The organism is Chitinophaga sp. (assembly GCF_039596155.1).
Taxonomy (GTDB): domain Bacteria; phylum Bacteroidota; class Bacteroidia; order Chitinophagales; family Chitinophagaceae; genus Chitinophaga.
The window spans coordinates 133,257-158,877 of sequence record NZ_JBCNKF010000012.1 but is presented as its reverse complement, the minus strand read 5'-3'; the positions used below and the strand labels follow the sequence as shown (position 1 = coordinate 158,877).

At 45.4% G+C, this 25,621-nt stretch carries 21 protein-coding genes; 11 read left to right on the top strand and 10 right to left on the bottom strand.

Annotated features, from left to right (window positions below):
- The first annotated feature begins 159 nt into the window (after positions 1-159).
- On the top strand, positions 160-831 hold the full coding sequence (locus ABDW33_RS14000; RefSeq protein WP_343690687.1) for an NAD(P)-binding domain-containing protein: 672 nt from the start codon (positions 160-162) through the stop codon (positions 829-831).
- Positions 832-1,003: 172 nt separating this feature from the next.
- Here the strand turns inward: ABDW33_RS14000 and ABDW33_RS13995 are convergent, their stop codons facing one another.
- Entirely contained in the window at positions 1,004-2,638 is a 1,635-nt protein-coding gene (locus ABDW33_RS13995; protein WP_343690686.1) for a M1 family metallopeptidase, read from the bottom strand.
- 45 nt (positions 2,639-2,683) lie between these two features.
- Between ABDW33_RS13995 and ABDW33_RS13990 the strand changes: the two genes are divergently transcribed.
- The 3 genes from ABDW33_RS13990 (at position 2,684) to ABDW33_RS13980 (ending at position 7,911) form a co-directional block, all read left to right on the top strand.
- Positions 2,684-4,285, top strand: coding sequence for an ABC transporter substrate-binding protein (locus tag ABDW33_RS13990; protein WP_343690685.1), 1,602 nt, complete (start codon positions 2,684-2,686; stop codon positions 4,283-4,285).
- A gap of 137 nt (positions 4,286-4,422) precedes the next feature.
- On the top strand, positions 4,423-5,190 hold the full coding sequence (locus tag ABDW33_RS13985) for an acyl-CoA desaturase (protein ID WP_343690684.1): 768 nt from the start codon (positions 4,423-4,425) through the stop codon (positions 5,188-5,190).
- Between the two features lie 276 nt (positions 5,191-5,466).
- Positions 5,467-7,911, top strand: coding sequence for an ABC transporter permease (locus ABDW33_RS13980; RefSeq protein ID WP_343690683.1), 2,445 nt, complete (start codon positions 5,467-5,469; stop codon positions 7,909-7,911).
- Between the two features lie 142 nt (positions 7,912-8,053).
- Here the strand turns inward: ABDW33_RS13980 and ABDW33_RS13975 are convergent, their stop codons facing one another.
- From ABDW33_RS13975 to ABDW33_RS13960, 4 genes are all read right to left on the bottom strand, one after another.
- Positions 8,054-8,644, bottom strand: coding sequence for an HAD family hydrolase (locus ABDW33_RS13975; RefSeq protein WP_343690682.1), 591 nt, complete (start codon positions 8,642-8,644; stop codon positions 8,054-8,056).
- Positions 8,644-9,375, bottom strand: coding sequence for an SDR family oxidoreductase (locus ABDW33_RS13970; RefSeq protein WP_343690681.1), 732 nt, complete (start codon positions 9,373-9,375; stop codon positions 8,644-8,646). Before ABDW33_RS13970 ends, ABDW33_RS13975 begins: the two co-directional genes overlap by 1 nt.
- 105 nt (positions 9,376-9,480) lie before the next feature.
- The gene (locus tag ABDW33_RS13965) at positions 9,481-10,809 is read right to left on the bottom strand and encodes an FAD-binding oxidoreductase (protein ID WP_343690680.1); all 1,329 of its coding nucleotides are present in this window, start codon (positions 10,807-10,809) and stop codon (positions 9,481-9,483) included.
- Positions 10,809-11,696, bottom strand: a complete 888-nt coding sequence (locus ABDW33_RS13960; protein ID WP_343690679.1) for a decaprenyl-phosphate phosphoribosyltransferase — start codon at positions 11,694-11,696, stop codon at positions 10,809-10,811. Before ABDW33_RS13960 ends, ABDW33_RS13965 begins: the two co-directional genes overlap by 1 nt.
- A 138-nt stretch (positions 11,697-11,834) precedes the next feature.
- On the opposite strand from ABDW33_RS13960, the gene ABDW33_RS13955 reads away from it, so the two are divergent.
- The 3 genes from ABDW33_RS13955 (at position 11,835) to ABDW33_RS13945 (ending at position 15,646) form a co-directional block, all read left to right on the top strand.
- Positions 11,835-13,526, top strand: a complete 1,692-nt coding sequence (locus tag ABDW33_RS13955; RefSeq protein WP_343690678.1) for a hypothetical protein — start codon at positions 11,835-11,837, stop codon at positions 13,524-13,526.
- Between the two features lie 127 nt (positions 13,527-13,653).
- A complete protein-coding gene (locus ABDW33_RS13950; RefSeq protein ID WP_343690677.1) occupies positions 13,654-14,913 on the top strand; it encodes a putative DNA modification/repair radical SAM protein in 1,260 nt (419 codons plus the stop codon).
- A gap of 1 nt (position 14,914) precedes the next feature.
- Entirely contained in the window at positions 14,915-15,646 is a 732-nt protein-coding gene (locus ABDW33_RS13945; protein ID WP_343690676.1) for a TIGR03915 family putative DNA repair protein, read from the top strand.
- On the opposite strand, the gene nfi is transcribed toward ABDW33_RS13945, so the two are convergent.
- From nfi to ABDW33_RS13930, 3 genes are all read right to left on the bottom strand, one after another.
- A complete protein-coding gene (gene nfi, locus ABDW33_RS13940) occupies positions 15,638-16,327 on the bottom strand; it encodes a deoxyribonuclease V (RefSeq protein ID WP_343690675.1) in 690 nt (229 codons plus the stop codon). The genes ABDW33_RS13945 and nfi overlap by 9 nt on opposite strands.
- 217 nt (positions 16,328-16,544) lie before the next feature.
- The gene (locus ABDW33_RS13935; protein ID WP_343690674.1) at positions 16,545-17,750 is read right to left on the bottom strand and encodes a DUF763 domain-containing protein; all 1,206 of its coding nucleotides are present in this window, start codon (positions 17,748-17,750) and stop codon (positions 16,545-16,547) included.
- Positions 17,751-17,753: 3 nt separating this feature from the next.
- The gene (locus ABDW33_RS13930) at positions 17,754-18,422 is read right to left on the bottom strand and encodes an MgtC/SapB family protein (RefSeq protein WP_343690673.1); all 669 of its coding nucleotides are present in this window, start codon (positions 18,420-18,422) and stop codon (positions 17,754-17,756) included.
- Between the two features lie 97 nt (positions 18,423-18,519).
- Here ABDW33_RS13930 and ABDW33_RS13925 point away from each other — a divergent pair, with 97 nt between their 5' ends.
- The 3 genes from ABDW33_RS13925 (at position 18,520) to ABDW33_RS13915 (ending at position 21,278) form a co-directional block, all read left to right on the top strand.
- Entirely contained in the window at positions 18,520-18,780 is a 261-nt protein-coding gene (locus ABDW33_RS13925) for a hypothetical protein (protein ID WP_343690672.1), read from the top strand.
- A gap of 77 nt (positions 18,781-18,857) precedes the next feature.
- Positions 18,858-19,103 carry a hypothetical protein gene (locus ABDW33_RS13920; RefSeq protein WP_343690671.1) on the top strand — a complete coding sequence of 82 codons (246 nt, stop codon included), beginning with the start codon at positions 18,858-18,860 and terminating at the stop codon, positions 19,101-19,103.
- Between the two features lie 402 nt (positions 19,104-19,505).
- Complete coding sequence (locus tag ABDW33_RS13915) at positions 19,506-21,278, top strand: ABC transporter transmembrane domain-containing protein (protein WP_343690670.1); 1,773 nt, start codon at positions 19,506-19,508, stop codon at positions 21,276-21,278.
- Positions 21,279-21,492: 214 nt separating this feature from the next.
- Here ABDW33_RS13915 and ABDW33_RS13910 read toward each other — a convergent pair whose 3' ends face one another.
- Both ABDW33_RS13910 and ABDW33_RS13905 read right to left on the bottom strand, forming a co-directional pair.
- Positions 21,493-21,969 (bottom strand): acyl-CoA thioesterase, encoded by a 477-nt coding sequence (locus ABDW33_RS13910; RefSeq protein WP_343690669.1) that lies wholly within the window; start codon positions 21,967-21,969, stop codon positions 21,493-21,495.
- 210 nt (positions 21,970-22,179) lie between these two features.
- Positions 22,180-24,651: a TonB-dependent receptor gene (locus tag ABDW33_RS13905; protein ID WP_343690668.1), complete on the bottom strand. Its 2,472-nt coding sequence runs from the start codon at positions 24,649-24,651 to the stop codon at positions 22,180-22,182.
- A gap of 147 nt (positions 24,652-24,798) precedes the next feature.
- Here ABDW33_RS13905 and ABDW33_RS13900 point away from each other — a divergent pair, with 147 nt between their 5' ends.
- A complete protein-coding gene (locus ABDW33_RS13900) occupies positions 24,799-25,560 on the top strand; it encodes a DUF695 domain-containing protein (RefSeq protein WP_343690667.1) in 762 nt (253 codons plus the stop codon).
- The last annotated feature ends 61 nt before the right edge of the window (positions 25,561-25,621 follow it).

Genomic DNA, 25,621 nt, shown 5'->3' with positions numbered 1-25,621 from the left:
TTCCTCCAGGTACCAGTATAAAAAGAGCTTGTATCAAAGAAAGATACAGGCTCTTTTCGTTGAGAGCGTCCGGCAATTAAACGGGCTACGATCCACTAAAAGGAGCATTGAGAAAACTGTTTTTTTTATTTATATTCGTTACCCACTAATCACGGAAGCATGAAAATAGGTATCCTGGGCAGCGGTCCCGTTGGCCTTACGCTAAGTGAAGGCCTTGTCAGGGCAGGGCATGAAGTGGTGCTTGGCACCCGAAACCCGGCAAAAGAATCTCTGCAACAATGGATACGCAAAATCGGTCCCCACGTTACTGCCGCACCTTTTCGCGAAGCGGCCGCCCAGGGCGAATTATTAGTCATCTGCACCAGCTGGGCAGGTACTCAGAAAGCCATTGAAGCCGCCGGCCTCTGGAACTTCAAAAATAAAGTAGTCGTTGATGTCACCAATCCCCTTGATGGTAAAGGACCTGACCCACAGGGCAGACTCAGTTTCTCTATCGGGCACACTAACTCAGCGGGGGAACAACTGCAGGCATGGTTGCCACCAGATGCCTATGTCGTGAAAGCGCTGAGTTGTATCGGTCATGAATCTATGTTCAGGCCTCAGCATGAGCAGGATGCCCCAACCATGTTTATCTGCGGAAATAAACGGCAGGCAAAAATGACCGTAACGGAGTTGCTACAGCAAATGGGATGGATTGATATTGTGGATATGGGAAGTATTGAAATGAGCAGGAACATCGAGCCGCTGAGCATTTTGTGGTATGCATACGGGTTTAGGACAGGCACCTGGCAACACGGTTTTCGATTGGTCAAACGGCCCTCCGCTGATTGAATTAACCCGCCAGACACAATTTTAAGTGAATGCTAAATAAACAAAAGCCTTTGTAAGCAGACTTCCTCTAATGGTGAGCAACCTGTAAACGCCACTTTCTAAAAACACTTTTTCTAACGCCCAAAGAAAGGCCTTCCTGAAAAACTTCAGAAAGGCCTCGTCATAAACAGCTTTAGATTTGCTTCACGTGTATATAAAAATTCGGATCTACCTTAAAGTCCTTCTTATTTGTCAGCGTGAACTGTGTTGATTGCCAGTGTTTTCCCGGGTAAATAAACTGGTACCCTCTATCATTCAATGTCACTTTCACAGGCATATCAAAGTTCTCCACGTCCGTCACCCACCTGAACTGTAACTCATTTCCATTAAAATGATATTCCAGCGTAGGGATAGTGGTATGCATCAGGTACTGTTCAAACACCTTTTTGAAATTCATCTGTGTCCGGTAGTTCAGGTAATCCAATATATCCTTTGTCGTCACCGTCTGATGCCAGAACGTTTGGTTCATTCCTCTCAGCACATCCCTGAATACATTATCATTGTTGATAATCTGCCGGATCGTATGTATCATATTCCCGCCTTTGTAATACATGTCTCCGCTACCTTCTGCATTCACACCATAAGGCGCTATGATCGGGATATCATTCCTGATATTCTGCCTTACACCTACGATGTATTCAAACGCGGCGTCACGGCCAAACTCACACTCTGTATACAAGGTCTCTGAATAGTTGGTAAATGCTTCGTGGATCCACATATCCGCCAGGTCCTTACTGGTGATGTTGTTGCCAAACCACTCATGTCCACTCTCATGAACGATGATAAAGTCCCACTTCAAACCCCAGCCGGTGCCGGAAAGGTCACGACCTTTATACCCCCAGCCAAAGTTATTTCCATAAGCCACAGCACTCTGGTGCTCCATCCCTAAATGCGGTGCTTCAACCAGTTTGTAACTATCCTGGTAGAACGGGTACTTACCAAACCAGAACTCAAAACAAGCCAGCATCTTCTTCACTTCTTCAAAGTGGATCTTTGCCGTATCTACATTATAGTCCAGTACCCAATAGCTCAGGTCGAGCTTACCACCCTCGCCATTATAGGTATCCCTGATCTCTTTATAGTTTCCGATATTCAGCGCTACATCATAGTTATTGATCGGGTTCGCCACATACCATACGTAGGTATCCGTATCATCCTTATTTGAGATCTTCTTTTTCAGTCGACCATTGGATACATCTACCAGGAAGTTGGGTACCGTCACGGAAATGGTCATATCATTCGGTTCATCTGATTGTGTGTCTTTGTTCGGCCACCATACACTTGCCCCCAGGCCCTGGCAGGCAGTTGCAATCCATGGACGACCATCTTTGTCTTTCCGCCAGATGATACCACCGTCCCAGGGTGGATTGACCGCCGTCTTGGGACGACCATGGAAAAAGATGGTCACCTTCTTCGTTGAACCTTTGGGTTGCTGTGCCAGTGTACGCACCATCACCGCATCGCCGTCACGTTCGTACGCCAGTTTCTGTTTATCCTGCATCACACTATCCACTTCCATCGGCAATTGCAGATCTATCTGCATAATGCTGTCTGGCTTATTAATAAAGTAGGTAATGATATTATAACCTCCCAGGGTACTATCCTGGGCATTCAGGGCTACATGGAGGTCGTAGTTCTGTACATCCCACCATTCGCGGGCCGGGGTGATTGAACCACGGAGTGTATCCGCATGGGTGAAGGTCCGCTCCTGGGCACCAGCCTGGAAGGCCGTAACCATGAATAATAAAAGCAACAATAAGCCACGCATAGAAATTGATAATTTTATTACGGAAAGATATTAATTTTCAGTTTAATGAGCATACAACGTTTTTTAATAATATGGACCGTCGTATTCGGATTGAGTAGTTGTAACACGAAACAAACTGACAAACGACAGGTATTCAGGTACAATGCCGTGGATGGAATTGCCACACTGGATCCTGCCTTTGCCAAGAACCAGTCTATCATCTGGGCTGTCAAACAACTTTATAATACCCTGGTGGAACCCGATCAGCAATTGCAGATCAAACCTTCGCTTGCGCAAAGCTGGGAGATATCGCCCGATGCGATGGTCTATACTTTTCATCTGCGTACAGACGTCTACTTTCATGACAATGATGTATTTCCCGGTGGTAAAGGACGTAAAATGACTGCCAGTGATGTGGTCTATAGTTTAAAACGCATCATGGACCCTCTCACTGCATCCGCAGGTGCCTGGATCTTCAATGGTAAAGTGAATCCTGACAAAGGATTTGAAGCAATCAACGATTCCACGTTCAGACTCACACTGTTACATCCCTTTCACCCGGTCATGGGTATTCTCAGCATGCAGTATTGTTCTGTCATTCCCCACGAAATTGTGGAGAAATATGGAAAGGATTTCAGGAAACATCCCTGCGGTACCGGCCCTTTTCAGTTTAGTTACTGGGAAGAAGGACAGGCCCTGGTCCTCCAGAAATTCCCACACTATTTTGAGAAAGGACTGCCTTATTTAGATGCGGTAAAAATTAGTTTCCTGGATAACAAAGCCACCGAATTCCTTTTGTTCCGGCAGGGACAACTGGATTTCATGAATGATATCGATGCTTCCTTCAAAGATGAAGTGCTGAATAAAAGAGGGGAATTGAAAAAAGCCTGGGAAGGCAAGATGATCCTGGACAAAACACCACAGCTTAACATAGAATATTTCGGCTTTTTACTCGACAGCGCAAAAATCCGCAACTCACCGACCCGTCTTAAAAATATCCGCCTGGCAATAAATTATGGTTTTGACAGGGCTAAACTCATTACCTACCTCCGTAATGGCATCGGTACTCCCGCCAATGCTGGCTTTATTCCAGCAGGCCTGCCGTCTTTCGATACAAGTAAAGTAAAAGGATATTCCTATAATCCGGCCAGGGCCAGGGAGTTATTGAAAGAAGCAGGTTATCCGGAAGGGAAGGGGCTTCCCGTGATCAGATTGCTATCCATTCCTGTGTACGAAGACTTTGCCAATTATGTTGCCAATCAGTTACAACAGATAGGTATTACTGTACAGGTGGAAGTTTTACAAAAAGCATTGTTGCTCGAACAAACTGCAAAATCTGACGCACTCTTTTTCAGGGGTAGCTGGATGGGCGACTATGCCGATGCGGAAAATTACCTCGCCGTATTTTACAGCAAAAACCCGGCACCACCGAATTATACCCGCTATAAAAATCCTGCTTACGACAAACTGTACGAAGCTGCCTTACAGGAGAATAACGACAGTATCCGATATGACCTTTATAACCAGATGGATAGAATGATCGTGGCGGATGCACCGGTAGTTCCTCTCTTTTACGATGAAGTGATCCACCTGATTCAGCCAAACGTAAAGGGAATGGAGAATAACGGACTCAACCTGCTCGAATTACGGAGAGTCAGCATCAATTAGAAAATTTTAACATTTCATTGCACCTTGCCTATAGCTGCATACAAGGTATCATGCATTATCTCCATGATTATTATACAATTAATGATAGTAATTAGACTATCTTCGGCCCCTTATTGATTAAAAATTAAAAAGAGTTAATGACAGCGATATTGATATTTTTCTTCGCGCACTGGTTCCTGTCGCTTTTCTTCCACACCTTCTTCCTGCACAGATATGCATCCCACCAGATGTATACCACTAATAAGTTCTGGGAAAAGGTTTTCTATTTTTCTACCTGGTTCTTCCAGGGAAGTTCTTACCTGGTTCCGCGTGCATATGGCGTGATGCATAGAATGCACCACGAGTTTAGCGATACCGAAGAGGATCCGCATTCACCACACTTCTTCAAAGATGTATGGTCTATGATGGTGCATACCCGTGCAATGTATAATGATTTCCTGAATGGTAAGCGGGTTGCTAAAGAAGAGTTTACAAAAGATCCACTGCCCGTGTGGGATGCAATGGATAAATTTGGTGATAATAATATTACCCGCCTGGCCTGGATGGGGATTTATATTGGCTATTACGTAGCATTCGCACCCAGCTTCTGGTGGTACCTGCTGCTGCCTATTCACTTCCTAATGGGCCCTGTACAGGGTGCAGTTGTCAACTGGTGTGGCCATAAATATGGGTACCATAGTTTTGATAACGGAGACCACTCCAGGAACACTTCTCCATGGGGAATCTTACTGTTAGGTGAGTTGTTCCAGAATAACCACCATAAGTTTAAAGACAGCCCGAACTTCGCTAAGAAGTGGTTTGAGCTGGATCCTACCTACCCGGTGATGAGATTGATGCATTTTGTCGGTATTATTAAGATAAAACCGAAAGAAGCGAAACTGGTAAGTATGAAGGCCGCGGCTTAGTGGATATGATAGAAATAAACAAGTTTAGAAATAAGCAAACAAGAAAGCTTCTGCCGTAGGCAGAAGCTTTCTTGTTTGTGGGTGGTTGGGAGGAAATGCAGTGAATACAACAAACACAAGAAATACTAAGAATTCATGAAATTTGTCCATAACCGGACAGTAGCTATATCAATAACGAACGAAATAAACCAATCAAACCCTCTTAACTATTTGATTATTAATACCCTTCGTTTTTGACCTGCTTTTTGTGTTCACCATCTCCTATATTCCATCATCATGAACACCCATCTCAAACTCTCATTACGCGCACTCTGGGCCCAAAAATCATTTTCCCTCCTGAATATTTTTGGGTTAGCCATCGGCATCGGTGCCAGCCTGCTGATCTTCCTGGTAATCCGTAATGAAATGAGTTACGATGACTACCAGTCAAAACGCAACCGTATTTACCGGGTAGTCAGTACAGAGAGGAAAGTGAGTAATAACGAAGTTAACTGGAGATATACCATGTGCCTCATCCCATTGCCGGATGCCCTCCGGCAGGAGTTTCCGGGAATGGAACGCGTAGGCAGAATGCATGCGATTGGTGGCGCGCAGATCTACATTCCCGGAAAAAACGGAGCGGAAGAAAAACGGGTGAAAGAAGAAGGCCAGGGACTTTTTTTCTCAGAATCCCAGATCTTCGACATCTTTGATGTAACCTGGATAATAGGAAATGCATCAGAGTTGAATATGCCTAATACTGTTGTCCTGAATGAAACCAAGGCAAAAGCTTATTTTGGCAGTGCGCAGGAAGCAATGGGTAAGTCCATTCAGCTTTGGTCTTACAGAGTGCCTCTTAGGGTGACAGGCGTATTTAAAGATCTGCCTGAAAATACAGATGTACCCCTGCAATTCGCCGCGTCTTTCGAAACAATGATGACGCTCGGTGATTTGCGGGAAAGATGGAAAAATAACTGGGAGGATATGCACGGCGGTTCCCAATGTTTTGTGTTATTGAAACCTGCTACTACCCCACAGAATATAGAATCACAGTTTCCTCGTTTTGTAAAAGCGCATTACAAAGAGCAGCAGAAAAAACAAATTACTTATACCCAACTCAATTTGCAGCCCCTTGGATCTATGCACATAGATGCTGATTTCGACCTGCCCTATACAAAACGTATTGCGCCACGGGAATTATGGTCTCTGGCACTGATCGGTATTTTCCTCCTGCTGGTTGCCTGTATCAATTTCATTAACCTCGCCACAGCCCAGTCAGTGAACAGGGCAAAGGAAGTGGGTGTTCGTAAAGCACTGGGAAGCAACCGCTTGCAGTTGCTGAGACAATTTATGCTCGAAACCGGCCTCATTACTATTTTCGCATTGATCATCGGGACTGCGATGGCTATCTTCGCGATGCCTTTCCTGAGCCATATATTGGATAAACCCGTCGGCATCACCCTTTCAGCCTTGCCAGTAATTGTACTTTTTCTCTTATTAACAGGGGCGATCGTCACTTTCCTGGCAGGTTTCTACCCTGGTCTGGTATTATCAGGCTTTAATCCCGTTACCGCTTTGAAAAGCCGGATCAATATAAAACAAAAAGGAAGTGTTGAATTACGCAGAGGCCTTGTGATCTTTCAGTTTGTTATCGCTCAGTTATTGGTAATAGGCACTTTGGTGGTCGTCAAACAAATGAAATTTTTCAGGAACCAGTCCATGGGATTCCAGAAAGATGCCGTATTGATGATTGATCTGCCTAGTGATAGTCTCCTGAAAACTAAATATCATTATCTCGAAAACCGGTTTGCCGCAATACCAGGTGTAAGATCCGTAGCCCTCAGTAACAGTGCCCCCACTTCCCGGTCAGGCTACTATGTCAACTTACTATACGATACCCGCATAGAAAAAGAACAATTTGGCGTAAAGCGTCTGGTCGCAGATTCCGGGTATTACAAAACCTATGGGCTGGAACTGGCGGCAGGCAGGTACATGTTCGCTTCCGATAGCATGCGGGAGGCACTTGTTAATGAAACACTGGTCAGGAAACTTGGATTGAAATCCAATGAGGAGATTATTGGTAAATTAATCACCGTTGGCGAAAGTAAAACAAGAGTGCCGGTAGTAGGTGTCTTAAAGGACTTTCACAATAATCCGCTGGATGAGGAAATCTGGCCCTCAGTCATCACGTCAGAGTATGATGGCTTTTCCACAATTTCGGTTAAAATGGATCCGCAGATGATGATGACAACGGCAGATTTAATCAGAAAGACATTTACAGAAGTCTATCCTACTTATCTATACGACTATGTTTTCCTGGATGATCAGATTGCACATTTTTATGAAACGGCAGCGATGGTCGAACAACTATTTAAGGTCTTTGCGTTCTTAGCCATTTTGATTAGTTGTCTTGGGTTATATGGTTTAGTTTCTTTTATGGCTGTGCAGAAGAATAAAGAGGTGGGGATCAGAAAGGTGTTGGGAGCGTCTGTGCAAAGCATATTGTACTTATTCTCAAAGGAGTTCACCATCTTAATTGCAGTGGCGTTTCTGGTAGCTGCCCCGGTAGGATATTATTGTATGAACCAATGGCTGCAGGGGTATTATTACCATACTGAAATCGGGTGGGGGATTTTTGTACTGGCTATTGTGATGTCGATCCTGATCGCGTGGGTAACGGTGGGGTATAAAGCGATCAAAGCGGCGCTGGCAAATCCAATTAAGAGTCTGAGGAGTGAATAATGGGGAAAGTTGGGTGGCCTTTGATTCAGGCAAATTGTTATTTCAGAAAAATCCCCGAACAGTTACTTATGATAACAGTACGGGGATTTTTAAGTGCCTGCAACCGGCGGATAAATGCTTTTAAAAGGCCATGCGGCCAGTATTAGAACTTTTGAAAGTATCCGTATTTCGCTATCGCCAACATGGGTCTGTCACCACTTGTATCTCCGTAAGCATAAATATCATCATACCCGTTCAGGTCAAAGGCCTGCTTAATCCGCTCCACCTTTTCAGGACCATTGCAATTCAATCCGTGTATCTTACCGGTTATCAACGTGTTGCGCACTTCTAACTGTGTGCCGATGCAAACGATCCCGAGACTGCTACACCATGGTTTCACCCAATCTTCTGCCGATGCAGTCACTACCGCTACCTGATGGCCTTGTGCCAGGTGATGCCTGATGGCCTGCAGCGCATTTTCCTTCACCAATCCAGGCAGCCGCTCTGTGCAAAATTCCGCGCATTTATCTCTGAATGCTTCTACACGCATTCCCCCAAAGAAAAACCGGAATACCATTTCTTTCATCCGCTGAGTAGAGATCAGCTTCAACCTGAACGCTACCAATGCAGGGGAAAGCAAGGTCATCCCCGCATACAGCGCTCCACTACCTTTGTGATACCGGATAATCTCAAACAAGGTATCCTTTGTTGTGATCGTTCCATCAAAGTCAAAAAACGCTATGGATGGCTTCATTATAATTTCAGTTTTTTGAAAATGCCTTCAGGTACTGACTTGATAATGAGCATAATGTATTTCCAGAACCACTTTGTATATAAGGTATTCTTCTTTCGCTTCGCAGCTTTGTACACGTCTTTCGCTACATCCTGAGGTTGTGCCGTGAGCAAAGGTGGAAGTTTCAGGTGTTCCGTCATACGGGTATAGACAAATCCGGGTTGTACACTCAATACATGCACCCCCTTGTGAAAAAGACGGTTTCGCAATCCACTCAGGTAAGCAGTAAAGCCAGCCTTGGCACTGCCATAAATATAGTTACTCAGCCGGCCACGTTCACCCGCTACCGAGCTGATACCCACAATGGTACCGGCGCCTTTTGCTGCATAATCTTCTGCAACTATATTCAGGATAGACACTGCACCGGTGTAATTAGTATGAATGATACGGGCAGCTTCGGACCAGTTGGATTGCGCCTTTTCCTGTTCGCCAAGGTAGCCGAATACACAGATCGTGATATCCGGTTTTACAGGAAGGTCCGCATAAAAAGCAGCATGACTGTCAAAATCAGTAGCATCAAATGCAAAGCTTTCCACTTTGACCTGATAGCGAATGGCAAGATCCTGTTGTAACGGGTAGAGGGAGTCAACTTTCCGGGCGGCCAGCTGAATATCGTATTTCTCGCTGGCAAACTGTCTGGCGATGGCTACAGCCATATCAGAACCCGCACCCAGTATGAGAGCAGTAGGCATATTATATTATTCGGTTAAGACGGTGAATGGATGTATTGGCCCCATGTTGAACCTGACAACTATTGAGCTGGCGGGCGTCAAAAAAGGGTCAATACCTGAATTTACTTAATTGATACCCAGTCGTTCTGACTGTACTGAATGGAAGATCTTATCCCCATTGTATTTCCGCACGATTTCCGCAAATCGCTGTGCATTGGGATAACTCTGCCAGAATACATCTTTCTTCATCCGGGCATCTTTGGAAAGGTATAACCTTCCGCCGTATTGCAACACCACTTCATCCAGTTCATCGAGGAAGGCGAACAGGCCTTTACGCACCGGGAAGTCCAGCGCCAGGGTATAACCCTGCCTTGGAAATGATATCAGATCATCCTGGTGGCCGAATACTTTCAGTACTGCCAGGAATGAGCCCAATCCTGCGTCGCTGATGCGCTTCAGGATTTCAACGAGACCTTCTTTTTTATCCAGCGGCAGCACGAACTGGTATTGCACAAAGCCGGCTTTGCCATACCCCCTGTTCCAGTGCAGGATGGCGTCCAGTGGATAGAAGAAGGGTTCGTAAGGGATCACGTTATTGATCTCACGTTTGGTGTTCTTTGCATAATACAGCCAGTTGAAGGCCTTCACCGTCAATGTGTTGAGGGCAAATGAGGGGAAGTTGAACGGCACAGAAAGGGGACGTTTGTCAGGCAGGTTCAATGGCGCTGCCGCCTGCTGTGCGTTCAGTTCTTCTTTGGTGGCATGCTCGCCTACTATAAGAATACCACGGCCAAAACTATCGCCTTTCTGGAGGCAATCAATCCAGGCCATGCTATAAGTATACTGGTTGTATTCTTCGAACAGGCGGATCAGTTCGTCGAGGTTACGTGCCTTGATCTGCTTCTGTTTGATATAGGCCGTTTCAATCTTTTTGAGGCCGAACTTCACACGGGTAATAATACCAGTCAACCCCATTCCGCCGCAGGTAGCCCAGAACAAATCCGGCAATACCTCCTTTGAACAGGTAAGGGTCTCTTTTTTACCTGTGATGACATCCATATCGATAATGTGGTTCGAGAACGAGCCTTCCGCATGGTGATTCTTACCATGTACATCGGAAGCTACGGCACCACCTACGGTAATAAACTTTGTACCGGGAGTAACAGGCAGGAACCAGCCTTTAGGCACGGCGATCTCCAGGATCTGGTCTAAAGTGATACCCGATTGGCATTCGAAAACACCTGTCGACGTATCGAACTGCAATACCTTGTCAAACTTAAGAGTGGAAACACTGTTGGTAGCCAGCGAGGCGTCACCATAGCAGCGGCCATTGCCGCGGGCAATGATGGAAGAATGTGAGGATATCATATCCTCAACCTGATCTACCTGCGTAAATGTTGTCTCATCGCAGGAGATGACGGGGTAGTTGCCCCAGTTTGCTAACCGTTTTTCCATTACTCAAAAAAACTTTTGTTAGTGGGTAAATAAATAAGCACATAAAAACTCAGCACCCACAGGAGTATGGTTAATTGAATGAAACGGTCTTTGTATAGGATTTTGGTGGGAGAACCTGTATTGTTCTCTACGTAAGTTATTTGCAAATATCGTAATAATCCGCCAATTACAAAAAGGCAGGTGTAGTAAAGGCGATATGTTTTGAAGCGGATCATGGTTTCAGGTGCCATGGTATACATCAGGTAGGCCACGATAATGACCGCGGAGACCAGTGCCAGCATCACGTTCATGAAATCGAGGTTATACCCCGCAGCAGCTTTCCGCATCTCCTGGCCCGTGCTGGTTTTAATCAGCACATCGTCGCGGCGCTTGGCGACAGCCATGAACAGTGCCAGCAGGAAAACCATGATCATGAGCCATTCAGATACCGCTACATTCGCAGCCACGCCGCCTGCCTTGACACGCAGTACAAAACCGGTGGATAGAATGAGGATGTCGAGGATACTGATATTTTTTAATCCGAAAGAATACAGGAGGTTGATAACGAAGTAGATACTTGTTACAAACAGGAACTTCGGCTTCACATACCAGGCTAGAAAGCCACCTACCAACAGGCAAAGTACAAAGAATACCAGGGCCATTGGTTTGGAGACAGCGCCGGAAGCAATTGGTCGCTTACACTTAACAGGATGACGACGATCTGCTTCTACGTCATTATAATCGTTGATAATATAAATGCTGCTGGCGATGAGGCTAAATGCCATGAATCCGATGAATACTTCGACGACTTTATTCAGGTCGAAAATTTCGCCTGCAAAGAAAAGGGGGATGTACAAAAAGAGATTCTTGGCCCAATGGGAGGGGCGTAATAATTTTAAATATTGCACGGGGATAAGATCTTAATAACCGTGCCAAGATACGATGGAAAATGGAACAATTGCGTTAGAAAAAGCTATTTTACGGTTAATTCTCCTATTTTTGGTCCGTTCAATACAATTTTACACTCGTTTTTATCCCCGTTTTGTATGCCGTCAACTTATGCACCGTTTAGCCGTAAGAGCGCTTTTATTACAGAATTAGTGATCATTATCGGCTTGGCGTTGTTCCCCCTTTTTGTCCCATTGCCGTACAGGGTCAACATCTTTTTATCCTGGGAAGGAGCTTACCGTATTTCCCAGGGACAGGTTCCTTACCGTGATTTTGGCCTGCCATTAGGCTATGGTTTCTGGATCGTGCCTGCATTGTTCTTTAAGATCTTTGGCCCTTACCTGGTTACGCTGGTTAAAGCACAGGTATTTATGAACATTATGGCCGGACTTGCTTTCCGTTCTATCCTGAAAAGCCTGGATGTGAAACCAGTGATCAGGATACTGTCAGTATTGCTGTTCGTCCTGTCTTATTCTTTCTTTAACTTCTGGCCATGGTATAATCAGACCGTGATCGTGTATGAGCTGGTCGGACTGGCATTTTTGTTCCGTTACCTGTCAGGACCACAGGGAAATATCCGGTTTTTACATTTGTTCCTCGCGGCGCTGTTCACTTTCCTGTCATTCTTTACCAAGCAGGACGGCGGTGGCCTGGCCCTGTTACTTTCGCTGGCATTATTGGCGTATAACAGCTTAAATGAGAAGCGTTTATGGGATGTGCCTTTATACCTTGCTTTCTATGGTGTGATAGCGGCTATCTTTATTGTCCCCTTCCTGCACCATGGATTCGGCTATTGGTTCAACCACGGACAAGCACCCCATAACAGTCGCTTGTCACTCTATGATATCCTGTCCGAAGTGCTGTATCAGTCACAATGGATTAAGTTCTATATAGTAATGATGGTGATCGTATTGATCCCTTCATTTAAGCAGTTCAGATCGTTCTGGCAGGATAAACAAGCCATGTTGTTTACATTGCTGACACTGGGTATCCTTGCAGAATCAGCTATTTTTCAGGTAACCAGCTATACGCCGCCGGACAATAATATCTTCTTCCATGCTTTTGCCTTTGCATTTATTGGCTCCAGGCTGGTCGGGCAGCTGAACATTGATCTGAGCAGGAAATCCGCTTTTGGCGCAGCCGCTTTACTGGTTTTGTTATGGTGGTCAGGTACGTTCTGGAAATACATGGATAAGGTTACGTCCAGATTACTGCCCCATGATGAATCAGTCAATAAGTTACCTTCCCTGAAGGCAGATACATCCCTGGCGGCATTCGAACCAACAGTCAGTAAGACAGGGGAAAACGTGGTATCCCGCAGTAACTATATGATTGAATGGGATACGACCGATGTACCCACTTCAAAATGGGTGTTCTCTGATCTGAAGGCGTTTAAAGGGATCTACATGCCGCCACAAACGGTGGAAGGTATGCGCAAAATCATGGAATTGCCGGTAGTAAAGAATAATAAAGGCGATCTTAAAGTATTGAATATGACAGAATTAACCCCACTGGCCGCAGAAATACCTTATGTGCCGGAAACGGGTCCTGACAACCCACTGTGGTATCACCTCGGGGTAGGCATGTTCAATAAACAGCTGAACGTGTTCACACAAAAGGTCCGGAATCATTATTATGATGTGGTGCTGTATGAATATGCACCGGAGAATAACAACTTCTTCCCGTTTGCCTTGCGGTATGAATTGGAGGCACACTATAAAAAGGTAGATGTGTTCCTCGCCCCCAGAAGGCCCACCCACGCCATAATAGAAGTATATGTAAAAGAGTAATTTCACCATGCGTATATATGAAATCGTTTCTGTCTCAGGCAGAAACGATTTTTTTTTATGCATGCACCGCCTGCCGCCCTCGCTTGTTTTGCTAAATAATTTAGTATTTTTGGTTAAAGCTATTGTCATGCACGAAAGAGTACAGGAAAAACTATCCATATTAGCAGATGCAGCGAAATACGATGTAAGTTGTGCAAGCAGCGGCAGCGACCGGAAGAATACCAACAAAGGACTGGGTAACGCACATCCCGGCATGGGCATCTGCCATTCTTATACCCCTGATGGCCGATGTGTTTCCCTGTTGAAGATCCTCTTAACCAACCATTGCATATATGATTGTGCTTATTGTGTATCCCGCAAAAGCAATGATATCAAAAGGGCTGCTTTTACTGTCCAGGAAGTGGTTGATCTCACGATCAACTTCTACCGGCGTAATTATATAGAAGGGCTCTTCCTTAGTTCGGGCATTTTCAGGGACCCGGATTATACGATGGAGCGCCTGGTGAGAATTGCTAAAGACCTGAGAACCATACATAAGTTCAATGGCTATATCCATCTTAAAGCGATTCCGGGGGCCAGCGATGAACTGATGCAGGAAGCCGGTATGTATGCAGATCGCCTGAGTGTGAACCTCGAACTACCTACGGAGGAAGGACTAAAATTATTAGCACCTGAGAAAAAAAGGGCGGATATGATCCAGCCCATGAATTACCTGAAGAATGAGATTATCCGGCTGGACGATGAAAGGAAGGTGCTGAAGAAGGTTCCCACTTTTGTTCCGGCGGGGCAGAGCACGCAGGTGATCGTGGGAGCCGGAAAGGAAACCGATAAGGACATCGTGCACTTAGCCGCCCGGTTTTATCACCAGTTCCAGCTTAAGCGGGTATATTATTCCGGATATGTGCCTATTAGTAATGATGCCCGGTTGCCTGGGCTGGGTCACCAGGTACCCATGATGCGGGAGAACCGGTTATACCAGGCTGACTGGCTGATGCGGTTTTATGGTTTCAAAGCACAGGAATTGCTGGACGATGCGAACCCACATCTGGATACGGAGATCGATCCCAAGTTGTCCTGGGCATTGAGAAACCTCCACCTGTTTCCCGTAGATATCAATATTGCAGATAAAATGCTCATCGCGAGGGTACCGGGCATCGGGATGAATAGCGTGAACAAGATTATCGCGGCGAGGAGTTTTAGTGCCCTGGGATGGGATCAGCTACAGCAAATGGGGGTTCAATTAAACCGTGCTAAGTACTTCATTACGTGCAGGAAAGGTCCGATAGAGAAGAAGGATTTTACTTCCGAACAAATCAGGCGACAGATCCTGAATCAGTCACATAGCAAGTATCTAAAACTACATAGTCCTCAACTTTCTTTGTTCTAAAATGGATATTTATCTATACGATAGCTCATTTGAAGGGTTCCTGACAGCCGTGTTCGAAAGTTATACATCCAGGGGAGTCATTCGGAAAGAAAATGCCTTCGTTCCGGACATGTTTGCGACCACAATCCGGGTAGAAACTGACCTGGAAAAGGCGGATAGGGTATGGGCGGGGCTAAGCAAAAAACTATCAGCAAATGGATTGCATCAATATTTCTCAACTTTTCTATCAGAAATAGAGAATGTCGAAGATCAAATGTTAAGCTACACCCGTCATGTATTTGAAAATCAGTCGTCTGTAGAGCGTGATTTTGGTAATAATTTTGTACTGTTTGTTGCCCAGACGGCTCGCAAGGTACATCGGGAGAAACATCGGATGGAGGCGTTTGTGCGGTTCCAACTCACCAAAGATGGTATTTATTTCAGCCTGGTGTCGCCGGACTATAATGTGCTTCCTTTGATCATAAAGCACTTCAAAGACAGGTATGCAGACCAGCGTTGGATGATCTATGACAAGGTGCGGAATTACGGAATTTACTATGACCTGGAAAAGGTGGAAACGGTCTGGATGGAAATGGATAAGCAGGAAGGTATATGGGACGAAGCGGAGGGGGATTACCAGGCTTTGTGGCAAACTTATTATAAAGGGGCCAATATAGCCAGCCGGGTTAACCGGAAGTTGCTACTGCAGCACATGCCTAAAAGGTATTGGAAGTACCTGCCGGAATTAAGATAATAGCTGTTGATTGTCCAATGACGTAAACCCAGCCTGCAGATTCCCTTTCCTGAATTCATTCACTATATGATGCGCCTGCCTGGTGGGAGCGGGTAATCTATGCTTCCCGACACATTGGTTAATAATGCTTATAGCACCCTGTAAATCAATCTTATGTCCAGGTGATATAAAGACAGGCTTTACTTTATCTTTTGTGCGCAAGGCGGCGCCGATGATTTCGGATTTATGGATCAAAGGGGTAAAACTGCCTTTCGTTAACCCAGGCTCTTCAAATGACCCGCACAAGACCTTCTTGGCACAGCCCAGCGCAGGTGTGTCAGCCACAACACCAAAATGGGCGGCAATGCCTAATCTTCTTGGGTGAGCTATGCCATGTCCGTCTACCACCAACAGGTCGGGTTTAAAAGGCAACTGTTCCCAGGCATCCAGCAAAGCGGGGACCTCCCTGAAAGCAAGGTAACCCGGAACGTAAGGGAAATGGACTTCCTTTTTCACGAGGCTGTATCCTGATATTTCTAATGTAGGGAAGCGTAATAACACAATTCCTGCATACACGGTAGTGCTAAACCTGTTGAAGGAGATATCTGCCCCTGCAATGATATCTACAGGATAATCAATGGGTTGGATTAAAACTTTCGTTCTTAATTCATGCTGTACTTCCGTGGCCTCCGAAATGGTCATATTAAATTGAACGGGTTAAGCAGTTACTTTTAGTTTTATAAATTTATCCTTCATTTTTATGAAATTCCTGCGCATGGAATGATTTATCTCTCTAAATAGACGTCCCCATCCTGCTTTCTAATTCGCAATTATTCTTTCCTGATTCATCCTCCCTTCACATGAAATTCCCGCACATTTTATGATTTATCTTCCCAAATGGACATCTTCATCCTGCTTTCTAATCAAATAAGCTTAACTGATTATTCTGTGGCGGCGGCTTCTCCTTCCCAAAAATCGTTCTCCCTCCATGTCGCCATGAATCCTTTCTCTCCCTTTCCACCACTTCATCAAACCGCTCGTTCGGTATAAAATCCTTCTCCACCTGCTGTGACAGTACCGACAATTTCCGTATGGCCTCCTGCTTATCACTTTGCCCGATCTTTGCCTTGTTCACTGCTTCCCGCATCACGCTGATCGTCTCATCATACACATTCACCGGTACAGGGAACGGATGTCCATCTTTCCCGCCATGCGCAAACGAGAACCTGGCAGGGTCTGTAAACCTTGAAGGGGTACCGTGTATCACTTCACTCACGAGCGTCAGCGATTGCAAGGTACGCGGTCCCACACCTTCCATCAGCAGCAACGTCTCAAAATCCAATACCTGTCGTTCATGTGCTACCGCCAGCACAGCTCCCAATCTTTTCAGATCCACATTTTCCGCCCGTACCTCATGATGCGAAGGCATCGTGATCTTCCTGATCTCTGGCAGGAGTTGTTCCGGCGATGCCTTGACCAGTTCAATCAGCCCGTCCTTTGTCGGCATGGCATCCTTATCCGTCAGGTTCAGGATCAGCCCCTGGTTCTTACCATATATAAAGGAGTGAGGCGTTTCTGTAAAATTGCGCACTGTGGCAGAGTGCCAGTGATATCGCCTGGCCATCCCATTACCATCATTCATACCCTGCTGTACAACAGCCCAATCTCCCTCATTAGAAACTATAAAGGAGTGGAGATATAACTGGAATCCATCCTGCAAAGCTGTATTATCTACCTTCGCCGCCAGTTTACTATTGCGTACCAACTCCTGGCCAGGTAGCCCGGTTTTCTCCGCGATAGCCAATAGCTCCTGCGGTGTTTGCCTGGAATGTTTCCCTTTACCTCCACAGATATAAATACCCAACTCATGTGCCCTGGGGTTCAACGCTTTCTTCAAAGCACCCATTACAGACGTGGTAATCCCCGAAGAATGCCAGTCCATTCCCAATACACAACCCAATGCCTGGAACCAGCAAGGATCACTTAATCTTCTCAATACCTCCGCTTGACCATAGTCTGCGACAATAGTTTCAATAATTGCCCCGCCTAACAGGCTCATTCTGGCAGCCAGCCAGGGTGGCACTGAACCATAATGTAAAGGAAGATCCGCATACGCACGTGACATAGTCTACAATGGATTTGTTTGCATTTCGAATTGACAAATGTCGGGATTATTCTGCAGGTAATGACTCATTTCTTTGATATCTGCCGGTCTGCCTTTGATCTCAAACCGGTTTTCAATGACGGACCTGCTCCGGGATATAGTCATATGCTTATGTTTCAGATGATATAGTTTAAAAATACCGTGGAAATCAAAATCCGGGGTGATCGAAGTATCATACGATATACAAATGATCTTTTTTTCCCTGATCCCGGAAATCTTCCTTTCAATAATTTTAAGTCCATGGAGTATCATCAGCACCAATATGAGTGCAATTGCCACCAGCACGTAGTGACTCATACCCACCGCGATACCCAGCGCTGCCGCTATCCAGATGGTAGCTGCGGTAGTAATGCCATCTATACTATAAGTACCTTTAAAGATGACACCTGCCCCAATAAAACCAACCCCGGTAATAATATTGGAAGCTACACGATCAGGACTATTAGGCAGCCCTATCTCTACCGATAGAATGGTAAATAACGTGCTGCCCACGCAGATGAGGGTGAGCGTTCGCATACCGGCAGCTTTGTGATGGAACTCTCTTTCCATTCCCAACAGGGCTCCGGCCAGGCAAGAAACTACTACTTTGAGTATCGTGGGAAACTCAACCAATTGAATTAAAGTGTTTTCCATAAGCTGTACGATTTATTATCCATTTGCATTGGCACAATTATTTCGAATATCATACGGTATTCGACATTATTTGTTCATCCTGACAATCTAGTTAATCATGAAAGTGCAAAAAAAAGACCTGGGAACCCAAGCAATCAATTTCCGCCTTGCAGTTTGTAAAGTTTGTATAACCGCCTGTTTTGCTATAGCTCTCAGCCTCTTTCTGTTTGCGTGTGGAAGCAGTAAAGACACAAGTAATGCAGATAGCACAGCAACGGCTGTTCAGGCAGATACATCATTATCTTCACCTGTAGATACTGCGGCATCTTCAGTGGATTCCTCTTCATCTGCACGCCCTGATTCTACACCTCGCCACTAGGGTGGTGCGCCTACGCTACTAATTGGGGAAAATAATTCCTCAGAACACATTGATTATCTTATTATAAAAATAATTTTATGAGAAAGAGTCATTTTATATATAGCTTATTGATAGTTGGTGGAGCGTTTATCGCTTCGTGTGGAAACGGTAGAAATTCAAATGCAGATTCTACTACAACGACAGTAGATACTTCTACTACAGGTATTAATCCTGATACGGTTCCGGCCGCAGATGTACCGGCAGGTGCCCCCAATCCGGGAGAAGATTCTTCCCGCTACGGTACCGGTACACAAGATAGTTCCAGAAACAGAAGACCTCAATAAATGACAGATGACGGGAGTAACCTTCCGTCATCTTTTTTTGGAGAGGCCATAATTGACAATAAATACAAGTGAATTTGGTTATAGGCGCTTCTGCTTCGGCGAAGCGCCTTCGCTGTTATCAGTAGTAGTGCTGAAGGAACTGCAGTGTTTTTGAAAGTTGCTGTTATCCAGGTCCACCCGGGTGCAGGAATTATACGGGTTTAAAAAAATGAGCCAGCCCGGTGATACCACCATTTCGAAAATTAAACACCCGACATTTATACCTATCATAAATCCTTTAATAACAGGTGATACCACCATTTCGAAAATTGAACCCCATATTTGTACAATATTTACATTTCCACCCCGTCATAACCTATATCAGCTCCCTCTAACTTTAAATGCTATTGCATCATTAATTCTATGGAACAACACCAGGACACCAAAATTAAAAAAGCATCTTTTAAGAAGACTTTCCGCCTGTACAAATATATCCGGCCCTATTGGCCCCTCTTCAGCGCGGGCATGTTATTATTATTCGTTACCAGCCTTTCGAACCTTGCATTCCCCAAATTACTGGGTGACCTCGTAGACAATGGCACCCACTCGAAAAACATTTCGGCCATCAATCACACAGGGCTATTACTTGTTGGTCTCCTGCTTATCCAGGGTATCCTGGGCTACTTCCGTATCAACATCTTTGTCCGTGTAACCGAACGGTCGCTGGCATCCCTCCGCCAGCAGGTGTATAACCACCTGATCCGCCTGCCCATGAGTTTCTTCCTGAACCGGAGAGTAGGAGAGCTGGGCAGCCGCATTTCTTCGGACATCTCACTATTACAGGAGACGTTCACTACCACCGTCGCAGAGTTCATCCGACAGATCATTATCATTGTGGGCGGTGTTGTTTTACTCGTTCATACTTCCGCCCAACTCACTGCACTGATGCTGGGTACCCTGCCGGTGATTGTCATCCTTGCCTGGGCGTTTGGCCGCGTAGTCCGTAAATATTCAAAGCAGGCACAAAGCCAGGTAGCTGAAGCCAATACTATTGTAGAAGAAACCCTGCAAGGCATTCTGAATGTCAAAGCGTTCGCCAATGAGTTCTTCGAAATGAGACGATATAAAAACAAGACTTCCGAAGTTGCCAAAACAGGTATCAGGACCGGTACCTACAGAGGTGCCTTCGCAGCCTTTATGATCCTGGGCGTATTTGGAGCGATCGTCGCTGTGATCTGGAGAGGAGCTGTTTTGATTGCCATGGGTAGTTTACAACCAGGGCTACTTATTTCATTCGTTTTGTATTCTACATTTATCGGTGCCTCTGTGGCCGGTCTTGCGGAAGTATATGCGACCATTCAAAAGACACTTGGCGCTACCGAACACCTGCTGGAAATACTGGACGAACCGGCAGAACCAATTACAGACAGTGCCCTTATTTCTCCTGAAGATCAGCTGAGCGGGGAGATCTCTTTCAACCACCTGGCATTCCGTTATCCATCGAGGAAGGACCTGAATGTACTGCAGGACATTACCTTCGACATCGAAGCAGATCAGCAGGTGGCGCTTGTAGGGCCCAGTGGTGCGGGGAAGAGTACGATTGTATCCCTGTTATTAAGATTGTACGAGCCAGCCGGTGGCAGTATCTCCTTTAATGGCCGCGATGCGGGTAATTTCCCGTTGTCTGCTTTAAGAAGCCAGATGGCGATCGTACCGCAGGATGTATTCCTTTTCGGCGGCACCATCCGCGAAAATATCGCTTACGGCAAACCCGATGCTACCACTGATGAAATTACTGAAGCCGCAAAAAAAGCCAATGCATGGGAATTTATACAACGCTTCCCCGAAGGACTGGATACTGTGGTGGGAGAGAGGGGTATTCAGTTATCCGGCGGACAGCGGCAACGAATCGCTATCGCCCGTGCCGTGCTGAAGGATCCGAGAATACTGATTCTCGACGAGGCAACATCCGCATTGGATTCTGAATCAGAAAAACTGGTACAGGATGCGTTGGAGAAACTGATGGAAGGACGAACTTCTATTGTTATTGCACACCGGCTAAGTACTGTACGCCAGGCAGATAAGATTATTGTACTGGATAAAGGGCGGATTGTGGAGCAGGGCACGCACCAGGAATTACTCATGGTAGACGGTGGACTGTATAGGAGCCTGAGCGAGATGCAGTTTGCGCATTAGGGAATCGGGAATGGCCGGTTGTATAATAAATTGATTTATAAGCAGTTTGTGCATCAAACCACCATCCTCCTTTCATTGCCAATCTGTTTAAATCCATTTTCAGCCCAGGGCCACCGTTTCTATTAAAGTATCTGCATATCCAACTTTTACCATATAAAAACAGGGTGTATTCTTTATTATAAAAGAAATACACCCTGTCTCTTTATAATCAGGTCTACAAATAAGGCTTCATTTCTTCCTCAATATTCATCCTCAATCCCATCAGCTTTTTCGCATAAGCTTCCATTTCAACAGCCGCCGGCGTTTCCGGATGCCATTTGGGTACAGGGACTGTTTTCCCATGATCGTCTACCGCCGCAAATACCATCACACAGTGTGTTGTCTTCACCCGCTCCCGCTGTCTTGGGTTCCCTGCCGATACATTAATGGCAATATGCATACTGGTGTTTCCTGTATAGATCACGGTTGCATTGATCTCCACCATATCGCCGATCTGGATGGGACGAATAAAACGGATGCCTCCAACATACACGGTTACACAATATTGCCCGCTCCAATTAGCTGCGCATGCATATCCTGCCTGGTCGATCCATTTCATCACGGCGCCCCCGTGAACCTTTCCGCCGAAATTCACATCCGATGGCTCTGCGAGGAAACGCAGGGTCACTGTGTTACTGTTTGTTTCTATCATAGTGCGCGATTTGAATATTGCCAGCAAGATACTCAATAAAAAAAGCAGCGCCCCCAAAATATTGAGAGCGCTGCAAACTACAAACAAATTGACCACCGACGCTTGCCTGGCAGTGATCAGAAATCATTATTTTCCAGTTGTCTTTGTCATCCGTCAGGGGATATTGTATCGTTATTTATATTCCGGGGATTGTGGTTCACCGCCTTTATCCTAGAAATCTCCATTCCCCCCTTGCTCTTCACCCTTCTTGTTCTCCTTCTTCCTGCCTGTATCCATCTTCCCAAATCGCCAGCTCACATTGATCCTTGCCTCGCGCGTCGCTCTCTTTCTATAATACTCCTGCTCAGAAAATTCCGTATTGGTATAAGATATACTTCTATCCGTATTGAAAATATCATTCACACCCAGCGATACTACCAGCGACCGGTCTTTCAACAACTCTTTCCGCAGTGCCGCATCCACTGTATATTTGCCTGCTCTTTCCCCCTGTGCCATAATCTGCTTCGACTCATAAATACCCGTCAGCTGTAAAGTTGTTCTATACGGCAACTTATAATTCGTATTGATCTTCCCAAAGAATACAAACCCGGAATTAGTCAGGTTATTCTGCAGGTTAGAAGCATTGATCTTCGTCTGCGCCAGGTTCATATTGGTGGTCACATCCCAGTCCTTCGTCAGCTGGTTACGTACCGTAAACTCCGCTCCGTATGCATTTCTGGTATCTGCATTGACCGGATAGGTCAACACCACTTTCGATGCGGTACCATTCACTGTGATCATGGTATCAGTTGAATAATCCGTGATAGCATTCTGTGTGTTCCGGAAGTACAGTGACACCATTACATTATGCTTCCTGTTAAAATCTTTCAGGTAACTAAACTCAAACGAGTTCGTAAACTCCGGCTTCAGTGTCGGGTTACCACGACTCGCACTCTGCGCAGTGTAGTTCAGGTTTGGCAACAGATCCCGGAACCACGGACGACGTACACGGCGTGTGTAATTCAGCTGCAACTCATGATCTCCCTTGAACTTCTGAGACAGGAACACACTGGGAAACAAGCTAATAGGATAGCTGATTTTATAGTTACTTTTAGTGGTACTTGTCATATCCCCACTATAGTAAGATTGTTCACCTCTCAATCCGCCCATATAACCAAAGCTGCCCAGTTGACCGGAATAGGTGATATACCCCGCATTAATGGTCTCACTGTAATGATAATTATTGGACAGCGAGCTATCCAACACATAGTCTCCGGTAGCGTTGTTGAGGCCCATGGTTCTCAGCGTATTATTAAAAATGCGGCTGGTGGTACGCAGACCTGCTTCAAACTTTGAAGTTTCCGACAGCGGATTTACATAATCAATCTGCCCGGTCATATAAGTGGTATTACCACCACCGTCAGCATATCTTTTAGCCGGTGCAATAGGTGTATCGATTGCAACATGGCCCAAAGTGTAATATTGCAATGCATAATCACTGCCATCTTCACTGGTTGCGTAGTTATAGTTGAAATCCGCAGTCAGTTCATGGCCCTGCCTCGCAAAAGTATGCTTGTAACCCAACTGACCCGCATAGTTCCTGAAGTTGTGGTTGTCATTATCAATACCGGAACCATATCTTACCTGCTCTTTTCCAATGTTCAGGTTATACACCGACAGGTTACTATTATCTTTGAAATCACCGGCATTGATACTGCCCGCAATGGTAAACGTGTTGCGGTTATCCATGAACCAGTCAAAACCGATACGGCCATATTGAAACCGGCGGCTCTGATCTCCATTTTCATATTGGTCCAGGTAAGTAGTGGTATCCGTACCGATGTTCTTACGGAACAGGTGTTCTCTTGAACCACCTTTACGGGAACGGACGTTGTAACTCAGGGACAGGTTATATTTTTCACGACGGATGCTGAAGTCGAAGCCGCCGTTCGCACCACCCAAAGTAGAAACACCGGCATTCACCTGTCCGTTGATACCCGCTTTCCTGTTTTTCTTCAATACTATATTTAGTATACCGCTTACACCTTCCGCATCATATTTAGCCGATGGATTAGTGATCACTTCGATGTTGGCAATCGCATCAGCAGGAATCTGGTCCATGGTGAGGGTCGTTGGGCGACCATCTACGAAAATGGTGGGAGAGCCGTTGCGCACCGTCACATTACCGTCGATGTCTACACTGACAGCAGGTACCTGCTTTAAAACGTCGGTGGCAGTACCACCTACGCTGGAAATATTTTTTTCCACATTGAAGACGCGCTTATCAATTGCCATGGTATAAGCAGGCTTTTCACCTACGATCTCTACAGCAGCTAATACTTTTGCATTAGTGCCGAGCTTGATATTACCAACATCTATAATATTATTTTTTGATGAAAGGACAATTGCTTTATAAACGGTAGTGTAACCAATGAAATTTACCTTCACAAAGTACTTCCCCAATGCAATTTCAGGAAAACTAAAATCTCCGTTGGGTTTGGAGAGCATGCCGGTGACTACGCTGGAATCAACAGCACGAATGATTGCCACGGAGGCGTACTCAATAGGGGCATTGGTTTGCCCGTCAATCAGTTTTCCCTGAACTGACCCGTGTTCAGGAGATTTCTGGTCGGTTTGCTGAGCATAAGAAAATGATAGAAATGACAATGTCATTCCCAAACATAACGAGACAAATTTGTGCATGATCCAATAAACTTTTCTAATGTTAGCCTGTAACTGGAATTAAAAATAAATGATTTATAAAAAGTTTCCTGTGATAATGGATGAATGGCGAACATGATTGATGTATCTTTACAGCCGGACCGTTACATTTTCGAATAGCAAATTTTTATGTCTAACGCCTACCAGCCAGATTGGGATTTATACACGTGTCACATTGATGACCACCCGGCCATTATAGGGCTAGACCTCGACCTACGGCGATTCGCACCGCTGAACAGTAAACCGCATGCTATTTATGTGTCTGTATATTTGAATACTCCCCGGGCCGATGGGTTCCCACAGGGAGATGAGTTTCAAGTGTTGGGTGAAATTGAGGATAGCCTGGTCAAAGGATTGGAAACAAACCTGAATGCTCACTTTGTGGGCAGGACCATTTCTAATGGTGTAAGAGATTTTTACTTTTATACCGGTGACACAACTTTATACGATAAGCATATAGCCGATGTGATGACTGCCTTCCCGGAGTATCAGTACGATTTCGGATTAAAGGATGATCGTACGTGGGAATTGTATTTTGATTTCCTGCTCCCGGATAAAGTGGAAATTCAGCGTATACAGAACCGGAAGGTGCTGCGTACCCTGAAACAACATGGGGATATTGAGGAAAAAGCCAGACACATTGATCACTGGATTTATTTCGCCACAGAAGAACATCGTGAGCTTTACTGGCAAAAGATCAGTAAAGAAGGATTCGTTGTTCAACAGCGAAGTCTGAGTGGGAATGCAGAGCGTCCTTATAGTTTGCATGTATCCAGGCATGATCGTACAGATGAAGCCAGCATCAATGCTGTCGTGCTTTTACTGTTTGAACTGGCACAGGCAATTAACGCGGATTATAATGGATGGGAAACTGTTGTCGTGAACAGTTAACCCATTGCTGATTGTCCATTTTTGGATCAAATCGCTTATGTCTTTGGCATAAGCGATTTTT

Bases quoted from the DNA above. Each gene is read 5' to 3' on its own strand.
- ABDW33_RS13900 (WP_343690667.1), top strand. From the start codon at position 24,799: ATGTCTAACGCCTACCAGCCAGATTGGGATTTATACACGTGTCACATT.
- ABDW33_RS13920 (WP_343690671.1), top strand. From the start codon at position 18,858: ATGAGAAAGAGTCATTTTATATATAGCTTATTGATAGTTGGTGGAGCG.
- ABDW33_RS13975 (WP_343690682.1), bottom strand. From the start codon at position 8,644: ATGAAGCCATCCATAGCGTTTTTTGACTTTGATGGAACGATCACAACA.
- ABDW33_RS13995 (WP_343690686.1), bottom strand. From the start codon at position 2,638: ATGCGTGGCTTATTGTTGCTTTTATTATTCATGGTTACGGCCTTCCAG.
- ABDW33_RS13925 (WP_343690672.1), top strand. From the start codon at position 18,520: ATGAAAGTGCAAAAAAAAGACCTGGGAACCCAAGCAATCAATTTCCGC.
- ABDW33_RS13945 (WP_343690676.1), top strand. From the start codon at position 14,915: ATGGATATTTATCTATACGATAGCTCATTTGAAGGGTTCCTGACAGCC.
- ABDW33_RS13970 (WP_343690681.1), bottom strand. From the start codon at position 9,375: ATGCCTACTGCTCTCATACTGGGTGCGGGTTCTGATATGGCTGTAGCC.
- nfi (WP_343690675.1), bottom strand. From the start codon at position 16,327: ATGACCATTTCGGAGGCCACGGAAGTACAGCATGAATTAAGAACGAAA.
- ABDW33_RS13965 (WP_343690680.1), bottom strand. From the start codon at position 10,809: ATGGAAAAACGGTTAGCAAACTGGGGCAACTACCCCGTCATCTCCTGC.
- ABDW33_RS13930 (WP_343690673.1), bottom strand. From the start codon at position 18,422: ATGGAAAACACTTTAATTCAATTGGTTGAGTTTCCCACGATACTCAAA.
- ABDW33_RS13950 (WP_343690677.1), top strand. From the start codon at position 13,654: ATGCACGAAAGAGTACAGGAAAAACTATCCATATTAGCAGATGCAGCG.
- ABDW33_RS13985 (WP_343690684.1), top strand. From the start codon at position 4,423: ATGACAGCGATATTGATATTTTTCTTCGCGCACTGGTTCCTGTCGCTT.
- ABDW33_RS13980 (WP_343690683.1), top strand. From the start codon at position 5,467: ATGAACACCCATCTCAAACTCTCATTACGCGCACTCTGGGCCCAAAAA.
- ABDW33_RS13905 (WP_343690668.1), bottom strand. From the start codon at position 24,651: ATGCACAAATTTGTCTCGTTATGTTTGGGAATGACATTGTCATTTCTA.
- ABDW33_RS13990 (WP_343690685.1), top strand. From the start codon at position 2,684: ATGAGCATACAACGTTTTTTAATAATATGGACCGTCGTATTCGGATTG.
- ABDW33_RS14000 (WP_343690687.1), top strand. From the start codon at position 160: ATGAAAATAGGTATCCTGGGCAGCGGTCCCGTTGGCCTTACGCTAAGT.
- ABDW33_RS13955 (WP_343690678.1), top strand. From the start codon at position 11,835: ATGCCGTCAACTTATGCACCGTTTAGCCGTAAGAGCGCTTTTATTACA.
- ABDW33_RS13935 (WP_343690674.1), bottom strand. From the start codon at position 17,750: ATGTCACGTGCGTATGCGGATCTTCCTTTACATTATGGTTCAGTGCCA.
- ABDW33_RS13910 (WP_343690669.1), bottom strand. From the start codon at position 21,969: ATGATAGAAACAAACAGTAACACAGTGACCCTGCGTTTCCTCGCAGAG.
- ABDW33_RS13915 (WP_343690670.1), top strand. From the start codon at position 19,506: ATGGAACAACACCAGGACACCAAAATTAAAAAAGCATCTTTTAAGAAG.